Source organism: Aeromonas finlandensis (assembly GCF_000764645.1).
Taxonomy (GTDB): domain Bacteria; phylum Pseudomonadota; class Gammaproteobacteria; order Enterobacterales; family Aeromonadaceae; genus Aeromonas; species Aeromonas finlandensis.
Map to the genome: position 1 here is coordinate 1 of NZ_JRGK01000111.1, position 9,323 is coordinate 9,323.

General features: G+C 63.2%; 9 protein-coding genes. 8 read left to right on the forward strand and 1 reads right to left on the reverse strand.

Annotation, left to right across the window (positions count from 1 at the left end; genetic code table 11):
- From selA to hypA, 7 genes are all read left to right on the forward strand, one after another.
- Positions 1 to 1,432: L-seryl-tRNA(Sec) selenium transferase (selA, locus tag LD28_RS0110555; protein ID WP_033136927.1), on the forward strand; the 1,432-nt coding region annotated here is incomplete at its 5' end.
- 4 nt (positions 1,433 to 1,436) lie between these two features.
- Positions 1,437 to 3,320, forward strand: a complete 1,884-nt coding sequence (selB, locus tag LD28_RS0110560) for a selenocysteine-specific translation elongation factor (protein ID WP_033136928.1) — start codon at positions 1,437 to 1,439, stop codon at positions 3,318 to 3,320.
- Positions 3,317 to 5,755 carry a carbamoyltransferase HypF gene (hypF, locus tag LD28_RS0110565; RefSeq protein WP_033136929.1) on the forward strand — a complete coding sequence of 813 codons (2,439 nt, stop codon included), beginning with the start codon at positions 3,317 to 3,319 and terminating at the stop codon, positions 5,753 to 5,755. The genes selB and hypF overlap by 4 nt, the downstream gene beginning before the upstream one ends.
- 5 nt (positions 5,756 to 5,760) lie before the next feature.
- Positions 5,761 to 6,012 (forward strand): HypC/HybG/HupF family hydrogenase formation chaperone, encoded by a 252-nt coding sequence (locus LD28_RS0110570; RefSeq protein ID WP_017784111.1) that lies wholly within the window; start codon positions 5,761 to 5,763, stop codon positions 6,010 to 6,012.
- Entirely contained in the window at positions 6,006 to 7,124 is a 1,119-nt protein-coding gene (gene hypD / locus LD28_RS0110575) for a hydrogenase formation protein HypD (protein WP_033136930.1), read from the forward strand. The genes LD28_RS0110570 and hypD overlap by 7 nt, the downstream gene beginning before the upstream one ends.
- Positions 7,121 to 8,125 carry a hydrogenase expression/formation protein HypE gene (gene hypE / locus LD28_RS0110580; RefSeq protein WP_033136931.1) on the forward strand — a complete coding sequence of 335 codons (1,005 nt, stop codon included), beginning with the start codon at positions 7,121 to 7,123 and terminating at the stop codon, positions 8,123 to 8,125. Before hypD ends, hypE begins: the two co-directional genes overlap by 4 nt.
- An 84-nt stretch (positions 8,126 to 8,209) precedes the next feature.
- Positions 8,210 to 8,551 (forward strand): hydrogenase maturation nickel metallochaperone HypA, encoded by a 342-nt coding sequence (gene hypA, locus LD28_RS0110585; RefSeq protein ID WP_033136932.1) that lies wholly within the window; start codon positions 8,210 to 8,212, stop codon positions 8,549 to 8,551.
- On the opposite strand, the gene LD28_RS23655 is transcribed toward hypA, so the two are convergent.
- Positions 8,529 to 8,933: a hypothetical protein gene (locus LD28_RS23655; RefSeq protein ID WP_479321928.1), complete on the reverse strand. Its 405-nt coding sequence runs from the start codon at positions 8,931 to 8,933 to the stop codon at positions 8,529 to 8,531. The genes hypA and LD28_RS23655 overlap by 23 nt on opposite strands.
- Between LD28_RS23655 and hypB the strand changes: the two genes are divergently transcribed.
- Positions 8,814 to 9,323: hydrogenase nickel incorporation protein HypB (gene hypB / locus LD28_RS24055; RefSeq protein ID WP_479321929.1), on the forward strand; the 510-nt coding region annotated here is incomplete at its 3' end. The genes LD28_RS23655 and hypB overlap by 120 nt on opposite strands.

A 9,323-nucleotide genomic window follows, 5' to 3' on the forward strand; every position in this document is an offset into this window, starting at 1 on the left:
AGGTCTGGCTGCCGACGATTCACTGCCAGATTCACGGTCAGATTCGCGGTCACAGCCCAGCCAGCAACAAACCCGCCGCCTGCCACAAGTGGAACAGCTGCTGCAGCAACCTTTTCTCGCCGGTTTTATCGAGGCACTGAGCCGCCCGCTGGTGACTCAGGCGGTGCGCGATTCCCTGAGCGAACTGCGCCAGAGCGAGGCGTTTCGCCAGCATGGGGTTGCCCCCGAACAGATCGAGGCGCTGATTGCCAAGCGTTGCCAACAGCAGCTGCGCCAGCGTCAGACCCGGGTGATCAACGTCACCGGCACCCTGGTGCATACCAATCTGGGGCGCTCGCCGCTAAGCAGAGAGCTGTGGGACGAGGTGCGTGACCTCAACACCGGCTACAACAATCTGGAGCTGGATCTCGCCACCGGCAAGCGCGGCGGGCGCAAGGGGCTGATCGCTCCCCTGCTCCGTTGCCTCACCCAGGCCGAAGATGCACTGGTGGTCAACAACAACGCCGCCTCCCTCTTCTTGCTGCTACAAGAGGTGGCCAAGGGGCGCGAGGTGATCGTCTCGCGGGGCGAGCAGATCCAGATTGGCGGCGGCTTTCGCATCCCCGATATTCTGGCGCTCTCCGGCGCCAAACTGGTGGAGGTGGGCACAACCAATATCACTACCGCCAAGGATTACCTCGATGCCATCACCGATCAGACCGCGCTGGTACTGATGGTGCACAAATCCAATTTCGCCATTCGCGGCTTTACCGAATCCCCCGATATCGGCGAGGTGGCCCGCGCCCTGCCAGAACACGTGGTGCTGGCGGTGGATCAGGGCTCAGGCTTGACCACCGAAGAGTTTGCGCCGGACGAAACCTCGGTGCGTCAGTACATCAAGGCGGGGGCGGATCTGGTCTGCTACTCCGGCGACAAGCTCTTAGGGGGCCCGCAATCGGGCATCATCAGTGGCCGCAGTGACCTTATCAAGCGGCTGGAAAAGCACCCCATGATGCGCACCTTCCGCCCGAGCCGCATCGTCTACTCCCTGCTCGAACGCCTACTCATCCACAAGCTCAACAAGTCCCCCATCGGTGAAGGCATCGCCCAGCGCACCTTGAGCAACCCGGCCGCCATGCAGGCGAGAGCCCATCAGCTGATGGCCGCCCTGCCCGGCTGCTTTGTGCCGGTCCCCGCCCAGCTGGTGGTAGGCGGCGGCACCCTGCCGGACGAGTTCTACCCGGCACCTGCGCTGGAGTGCACCGACCCGCGACCGGCCCAGCAACTGCTCGATGCCCTGCGCGAACTGCCGGTGCCGGTGATTGCCACCGTACGCCAGCAGAAGGTGCTGCTCAATATGGCGACCCTGCTGCCGACCGAGATGGAACTGCTGATCGCCCAGCTTAACGAGCTGCTGCTACCTGCCTCGATCAATGCAACAGAGGAGTCCTGATCCCATGACCCCCTATCGCGCCGTTATCGGCCTTGCTGGCCACGTGGATCACGGCAAGACCCTGCTGATCAAGGCCCTCACCGGCATCACCACAGCCCGCGCCCACGAGCAGGCCATCGGCATGACCCAGGATCTCGGCTTTGCCCACTTTGACGACGGTCAGGGCAACACCATAGGTGTCATCGACGTGCCCGGCCACGAGCGCTATATCCGCAACATGGTGGCGGGGCTCTGGAGTCTGGATCTGGTGCTGCTGGTCATAGCCGCCGACGAGGGGTGGATGCCGATGACCGGCGATCACCTGCGCCTGCTCAAGGCGATGGGGGTGCCGCGCCTGCTGGTCTGCATCAACAAGTGCGATCTGGTCTCCCCTGACGAGCTTTTGCTGTTGGAAGAGAACCTGCTGGAGCGGGTGATGGACGAGAGCGGCATGGTGCCCGACATCGTCAGCGTCAGCGCCAAAACCGGCGCCAATATGGCTGCCCTGCACACCGCTATCGTGCGTCAGCTGGCCGATCTGCCAGCCTCACAAGCTGCCCGCGAGCAGGGCGCACCGCGCCTCTATGTTGATCGTGTCTTTACCGCCAACGGCACCGGCACAGTGCTCACCGGCACCTTGCAGCAGGGCCGCCTCAAGGTGGGGGACAAGCTGCGCCTCTACCCCGCCGATCGGGAGGTGCAGGTGCGCTCCCTGCAGGCCTATCACCAGAGCGTCGACGAGATTGGCGCCGTCTGCCGGGTGGCGGTAGGCCTTAAAAAAGTGCCTCACAAGGAGGTGGCACGCGGTCACTGTCTTACCAGCACTGTCGGCCAGTGCGAGGCGGCGACCCACCTTATCGTGCAACTCAACGCCGAGAGTCTGAGCGGCAAGGCGCTACGCACGCAGGAGGTCGAGGTGGCCCTTGGCAGCTGGCATGGCCGGGCCCGTTTCGTGCCCATCAAGGATACCCGGCTGGCGCGGCTGATCTTTACCAGCCCCATCCCCTGCTTCTTCGGCCAGCCGCTCGCCATCATTCGCCACGGCAGCAGCGAACTGCTGCACGGCGCCCGCATCGTCTGGTGCGGCGACATTCATCCTGCCAGACGCAAGGCGCTGCACACCCTGCTGGGCGAGCTGCCTGATGAGTTGGAGCGCTACAACCCCGCAGCCTTGCAGCTGGGCCTCAACGGCTATGTGCTGGCCAACCGCTTTGACCAGCAGCCAGAGCAGGTCACCCCCCTCGGTGAGTGGCTGCTGGATAACTGCTGGCTGGCCCAAAGCCGCGACCAGCTGCTCGCTACGCTGGCCAGCGAACCGCTGAGTGCCGCCGAGCTTGCGACCCGCTTTGGCATCGCCCTGCCGGTCACTCAGGCCCTGCTCCAGCAGCTCAAAAGTGAGCAGCTCATTCGCCTGCACCATGACAAGTGGCAGCCGGGCAGTGGCGAGTCGGAAGACGATCTGGGGGAAGAGGCGCAACTGGTGCTCAAGGTGGTGCGAGATCAAGGCAAGGAGGGTTACGAGCCCGGTAAACTGGGCCCCGGCGGCGTGGAGCTGGATCCCTTTATCACCCGCAAGCTGCCCGCGGCCCTGCAGCAGGGCTTGCAACAAAAAGGCGCGTTGCAAAAGCAGCTGCGCAATCTGGCGCGACTCAAGTATCTGGTGCAGCTCGATGGCCCCATCTACTACGACGCCGCTCTTTACAACCAGATGGTCGCCGCCGTGCTGGCGGGCCAGCAGGTGGGAGATCTGATCGACATGGCATCCCTCAAGGAGATCAGCGGTTTGTCGCGTAAATACGCCATTCCGTTCTGCCTGCGCATGGAGATGGATGGCTGGGTGCGGCGCGAGGAGAACGAGCGCCGGGTGCTGCGTCTGCCACAAACTCAAGATGAGATGGAGCCGGCATGAGCGCCACCATCGCCCCCTCTGGCTCTTCCAATCCTGTGGCCAACCGGCTGCGCCGCGAATTTCATATCGACGGCATCGTACAGGGGGTCGGCTTTCGCCCCTTCGTCTATGGACTGGCACTGCGCCACGGCCTTACCGGTTATGTCTTGAACGATGCCAACGGCGTCACCATTGGCGCCGAAGGCTCCCCCGAGCAGCTGGCCAACTTTGCCCGCGAGCTGCGGGAATTGGCGCCGCCCCTTAGCCGCATCGATCATTTCAGCGAGCGGGAGCTGCCCCTTGCTCATGATCCCGACTTCGATGGCCAATTTCATGGCCAGTTTCGAATTAAAGCGAGCCAGCAGCAGAGCGCCGCCACAGTCGCCATCTCGCCGGATCAGGGAATGTGCGAGGCGTGCGCCAACGATGTGGCCAACCCCAACGATCGCCACCATCGCTACCCCTTTACCAACTGCACCCACTGCGGCCCGCGCTACACCATCATCCGCCGCCTCCCCTACGACAGACCCCACACAGTCATGGTGGGCTTTGCAATGTGCCCGCGCTGCGCGGCGGCCTATGAAAATCCGCTGGACAGACGCTACCACGCCCAGCCGGTAAGCTGCCCCGAGTGCGGGCCCCATCTCAGCTGGCGCAGCGGCAACGGCGATGCCCTGGCCGAGCGCGAAGAGGCGCTGCACGCCGCCGCCCGCGCCCTGCAAGCGGGGGCGCTGATTGCGGTCAAGGGGATGGGGGGCTATCACCTGATATGTGATGCCCGCAGCGAGTCTACCGTGGCACGGCTTCGGCAACTCAAGCGGCGTGCGCGCAAGCCGCTGGCGGTGATGATGGGCTCCCTTGCCGAGGCCAAGCTCCATGTCACCGGCAGCGAAGAAGAGTGGACGCTGCTCGCCTCTCAGGCCAGGCCCATCACCTTGCTGCGCAAGCGCAAAAACGATGATCGGCCGTCAGAATCCCAACTGACAACCGCGCCGCTGGCCGAAGGGATCGCCCCCGGCATCCCGTACCTTGGGGTCATGCTCCCCTATACCCCGCTCCACCAGCTGTTGCTGGACGCCTGCGCCATCCCGCTGGTGGCGACCAGCGCCAATGGGCGCGGCAGCCCGATCCTGATCGACTGTGAGGCAGTGGTCAGGGCGCTCGGGGGCGAGATTGACGGCATCCTGGATCACAACCGCCCCATCCTGCACCCGTGCGACGACAGTCTGGTGCAGTGGGCGGGCGGGCGGCGCCAGACGTTGCGGCTGGCCCGGGGTTACGCCCCCTTCACCCCCAGCCTGAACGAGGCGGTCAGGGTACCGCTGCTGGCAGTCGGCGCGCAGCAGAAGAACCAACTGGCGCTCGCTTTCGGCCGCCAGCGCATCTACAGCCCCTATATCGGCGATCTGCACAGCCTGCCGATGCAGGGCCACTTCGAGCAGACCCTCGCGACCTTTCGCGAACTCTACGATCTCAAACCCGAAGTTCTGGTTTCTGATCGCCACCCCGGCTATCTCAGCCACCAGTGGGCCAAGGGCTATTGCCGCGAGCACAATGCAACCCATATCGAGGTGCAGCACCATCACGCCCACCTGCTGGGGGTGATGGCCGAGCATGACATCACGGGCCCGGTGCTGGGGGTTGCCTTCGATGGCACCGGCCTTGGCGATGACGGTACCCTCTGGGGTGGCGAGCTGCTGATCGCAGACATTCAGGGCTTTTCACGGGTTGCCCACCTTGCCCCCTTCAAGCTGATCGGCGGCGAGGCGGCCATTCGCGAGCCGGTACGTCAGCTGCTGGGGCTGCTGTTTGAATCGCACAGTCCTGAGGAGATCTGCGCCCTCGATATTCCGTTGGTAAGCAAGCTACCTATCGAGCGGATCAGCAACCTTCACCAGCTCTGGCAGCTGGGTCGCAACGCCCCCTACACCAGCTCCATCGGTCGGCTGTTCGATGCCGTCGCGGCGCTCTTGGGGGTGATCGATACCCCCGATTACGAGGGCGAGGCCGGACTCTTGCTGGAGGCGGCTGCCTTGCAGCTTGCCCAGGATGAACAGCCCTTCCCCCTCGCCTTTGGCCTCAGTCAATCAGTGAAGGGGCCACTGCAGATCGAGTGGGCAGAGTTGATCCATACCCTTGTCAGCGAGCGGCGCAAAAGCACCTCCATCGCCAGCCTGGCTGCCGGTTTTATCCGCGCCATCAGCAATCTGGTCCTCGCCCTGGCCGAGCGTTTCCCCGGCTATCCGGTGGCACTGGGGGGCGGCGTCTTTCAAAACCGGGTGCTGATGGACCAGCTGGTGCCCGCACTCGAAGCAGCCGGACGGCAGGTATTGACCAGCGAAACCCTGCCGCTCAATGACGGTGGCATCGCCGCCGGTCAGCTCTGGTTTGCCATCCACCATCTTGCCACGCATCAGCCTGTCACAACCGGTTGTGCCACCTTGTCGGAGTCCTGAAATCCATGTGTCTATCCATCCCCTCTCAGGTGGTGCAGCTGCACCCCGAAGATAACTGCGTCACCGTCGACACCCTGGGGGTGCAGCGGCGCGTCAGCTGCATGCTGCTCGAAGAGCCTCTCCAGGTGGGCGACTATGTGCTGCTCCATATCGGCTTTGTGATGAGCAAGATTGATGAAGAGGAGGCGCAGGCCAGCCTCGAGAGCTTCCGCCAGATGGTGGCCCTTATGCCAGAGCAGGATATCTTGCCATGCTGACACTCAATGATCTCTTTCAGGGCTTTCGTCAGCCCGACGTCATCCGCGCCCTCGCCGCGCAAATTACCGAGCTTGCCAAAGGTCTCCCCGAGCCGCTGCGGGTGATGGAGGTGTGCGGTGGCCATACCCACACCATCATGAAGTACGGCCTGCACCAGCTGCTGCCAGCCAGCATCGAGTTTGTCCACGGTCCCGGCTGCCCGGTCTGCATCATGCCCAAAGAGCGCATCGATCAGGCTATCGAGCTGGCCCGCCAACCCAACGTCATTCTGGTCACCCTGGGGGACATGATCCGGGTGCCGGGCTCCAAAGGCACGCTGGCCCAACAGCGGGCCAAGGGGAGCGATATCCGCCCGGTTTATGACCCCCTCGATGCCCTGCGTATCGCCAAAGAGAATCCGGAGAAAACCGTGGTCTTCTTCGCCATCGGTTTCGAGACCTCCACCCCGATGACCGCCGCGCTCCTGGCTGCCGCTGAAGAGCAAGAGGTCGAGAATCTGCTGTTTCATATCAACCATGTGCTGGTGCCCCCCGCCATTCATGCTGTGATGGCCGACGGGGTGGCCAAGGTGAACGCCTTTATCGGTCCTTCTCACGTCAGCGTCATCACCGGCGCCGATATCTACTTGCCCATCGTCGAGCGCTATCAGGTGCCCGTGGTGGTGAGCGGCTTCGAGCCGGTGGATGTGATGGAGGCGCTCTTGATGATGGTGCGCCAGAAGGTGGAGGGTCGCTACGCGCTGGAAGTGCAGTACAGCCGCGCCGTTACCGCCAGCGGCAATAAAGCCGCCCAGCGGCTGGTCGAGCGCTTTTTCGAGACCCGCGAGCACTTTCGCTGGCGAGGTCTGGGGGATATCAACGCCTCCGCCCTGCGCCTGCGCGATGCGTTTGCCAAACGCGATGCGGAGCGTCACTTTGCGCTCGATCAGACTCCCATCGATGACCACAAGGCGTGCCAGTGCGCCGATATCCTGCGCGGGCTGGCCAAGCCGAACCAGTGCAAAGTCTTTGGCCGGGGCTGCACCCCGACCCAGCCCATGGGCAGCTGCATGGTCAGCTCCGAAGGGGCCTGCAATGCCTACTACCGATATATGGGGATCCAGGAGCAATGAGAGAAATCCAACTTAGCCACGGCGGCGGCGGCGTGGAGATGAATCAGCTGATCAACCAGCTCTTCTTTCGCCACTTTGGCAACGAGATCCTGCTGCGCGGGGAAGATGCCGCCCTGCTGCCAGTAAGTGGGCCAGTCGCCTTCACCACCGACAGCTTTACCGTCTCGCCGCTCTTCTTCGAGGGGGGCGATAACGGCAAGCTGGCCATCGCCGGCACGGTCAATGATCTCGCCATGATGGGGGCCAAGCCGGAATACCTCAGCTGCAGCTTTATCATCGAGGAGGGCTTCCCCTACGCCGATCTCGCCCGCATCGTCGAGTCGATGGCAGCAGAGCTTGCCAAGAGTGGTGCCCGCATCGTCTGTGGCGACACCAAGGTGGTGCCCAAGGGGGCGGCCGACAAGATCTTCATCAACACCAGCGGGGTCGGCACCTTTCCGCTGCCGGAACAGAGCCGGGGTATCTCGGTGCGCAACCTCAAGGCCGGTGACGCCATTCTGGTGTCGCGGGATATCGGCAGCCACGGCGCCTGCATCCTGATGGCCCGTGACGCCCTGCAACTTGGGTCGGATCTCAAGAGCGACTGCACCACCCTCTGGCCGCAGGTTGAAGCGCTGCTAAAAGCTGGTATTACCCCTCACGCCCTGCGCGACGCCACCCGCGGTGGCCTTGCGGCCGTGCTCAACGAGTGGAGCAGCGCCTCCGAAGTGGCCATCGAACTGGAGGAGTCCGCCATTCCGGTCTGCGATCCGGTGCGCGGTCTGTGCGAGCTCTACGGCTTCGAGCCCCATGATCTCGCCAACGAGGGAACCATGGTGCTGGCCCTGCCTGCCGAACAGGCGCAGGACGCACTGGGCATCTTGCGGCAGTTCAACCCCGCCGCCAGCCAGATCGGCGTGGTGCAGGCAAGCGATCGCCACAAGGTGATCCTCAATAACCCCTGGGGCAGCCGCCGTTATCTTGAGCTGCCGCAGGGGGAACTGCTGCCTCGGATCTGTTGAACAGTCATGCCGTTCACCCATATGCCGTTTTCCCAATTAGGGGGAGGAGTCACAGCTCTTCCCCATATCAGTTAAGGAGCCACCATGCACGAAATGTCTCTGGCCATGGCCGCCATCGATCTGGCGGCCGAACAGGCCACCCAGCGGGGCTTTACCAAGGTGACCGCCCTCTGGCTCGAGGTCGGCAGCTTCTCCTGCGTCGACCCTGACACCATCGCCTTCTGTTTTGAGGCGGCCGCCAAGGGCACCGCCGTCGAAGGGGCCCAACTTCACTTTCAGCACCAGGCGGCAGAGGCCTGGTGCTACGACTGCAACAAGACGGTCACCCTCACCGAGCGCGGGCAGGCCTGCCCCGGGTGTGGCGGATACAAATTACGAGTCGCGCAGGGTGATAGCCTGCGCATCACCGACATCGAGGTAAGTTGATATGTGTAGCGTATGCGGATGCGGCCAGGCGCGGATCGCCGGCCATGAGCACGATCATGAGCATCATCACGAACATGAACATCACCATGAACATGGGCATAAGCACGACCATCATCATGCTCATGACGCCCATCACCATCATGATCATGATCACGAGCACGAGCACGAGCACGAGCAGAGTGCGCCGCGCACCCTGATCATTCACCACCACTATCACCATCAGGGGGATGTCCATCACCACTACCACGGCGTCCGGGCACCCATGAGTGCAGAGGGTAATGATCACCCCCATGACCATCATCATGATCATGTCCACTCTCATGCACATCCCCATGATCACAGCCATGACCATGACCATGACCATGACCATGACCATGACCATGACCATGACCATGACCATGACCATCAGCAGGGTGATCTGCACTATGGCAAAGGGGAAGCGGGATTGTCGGTCCCCGGTATGGGGCAGCGTCAGCTGATCGCCATCGAGATGGATGTGCTGGCCAAGAACAACGCGCTGGCGGCCCACAACCGCGAGCACTTCGACGAGGCGGCCCAGCTGGTGCTCAATCTGGTGTCGAGCCCGGGTTCAGGCAAGACCACCCTGCTGTGCGAAACCCTGCGCCAGCTGGCCGACAAACGCCCTTGCGCGGTGATTGAGGGGGATCAGCAGACCAGCGCCGATGCGGATCGCATCCGTGCCACCGGTGTCCCTGCCGTGCAGATCAACACCGGCAAGGGCTGCCATCTGGACGCCAAGATGGTCCACGAT

Excerpts from the sequence above, each read along its gene's own strand:
- selB (WP_033136928.1), top strand. The coding sequence starts at position 1,437 with ATGACCCCCTATCGCGCCGTTATCGGCCTTGCTGGCCACGTGGATCAC.
- hypF (WP_033136929.1), top strand. The coding sequence starts at position 3,317 with ATGAGCGCCACCATCGCCCCCTCTGGCTCTTCCAATCCTGTGGCCAAC.
- LD28_RS0110570 (WP_017784111.1), top strand. The coding sequence starts at position 5,761 with ATGTGTCTATCCATCCCCTCTCAGGTGGTGCAGCTGCACCCCGAAGAT.
- hypD (WP_033136930.1), top strand. The coding sequence starts at position 6,006 with ATGCTGACACTCAATGATCTCTTTCAGGGCTTTCGTCAGCCCGACGTC.
- hypE (WP_033136931.1), top strand. The coding sequence starts at position 7,121 with ATGAGAGAAATCCAACTTAGCCACGGCGGCGGCGGCGTGGAGATGAAT.
- hypA (WP_033136932.1), top strand. The coding sequence starts at position 8,210 with ATGCACGAAATGTCTCTGGCCATGGCCGCCATCGATCTGGCGGCCGAA.
- LD28_RS23655 (WP_479321928.1), bottom strand. The coding sequence starts at position 8,933 with ATGGTCATGGTCATGGTCATGGTCATGGTCATGGTCATGGCTGTGATC.